The organism is Mesorhizobium salmacidum (SeqCode), assembly GCF_037179605.1.
GTDB lineage: Bacteria > Pseudomonadota > Alphaproteobacteria > Rhizobiales > Rhizobiaceae > Mesorhizobium > Mesorhizobium salmacidum.
In genome coordinates this window covers 1-349 of record NZ_JAPYKS010000108.1, presented here as the reverse complement: position 1 = coordinate 349, position 349 = coordinate 1, and the positions used below count along the sequence as shown (strand labels likewise).

1 protein-coding gene is annotated in these 349 nt (G+C 62.8%); it reads left to right on the top strand.

Features of this window, described 5'->3' with window-relative positions:
* Window positions 1–349 (top strand): TCP-1/cpn60 chaperonin family protein (locus O7A60_RS32195; RefSeq protein WP_337109607.1); only part of this gene is annotated, 349 nt, incomplete at both ends.

The window sequence follows — 349 nt, the reverse complement described above, 5'->3', positions numbered from 1 at the left end:
CGACCGTTCTGGCGCAGTCGATCGTCCAGGAAGGCCACAAGTCGGTTGCCGCCGGCATGAACCCGATGGACTTGAAGCGCGGCATCGATCTGGCCGTCACCGAAGTGGTCGCCGCTCTCGGCAAGGCTGCCAAGAAGATCAAGACTTCCGAGGAAGTCGCCCAGGTCGGCACCATCGCCGGCAATGGCGACTCCTCGGTCGGCAAGATGATCGCGGAAGCGATGCAGAAGGTCGGCAACGAAGGCGTCATCACCGTCGAGGAAGCCAAGACCGCCGAAACCGAGCTGGAAGTCGTCGAAGGCATGCAGTTCGACCGCGGCTACCTCTCGCCCTACTTCGTCACCAACGC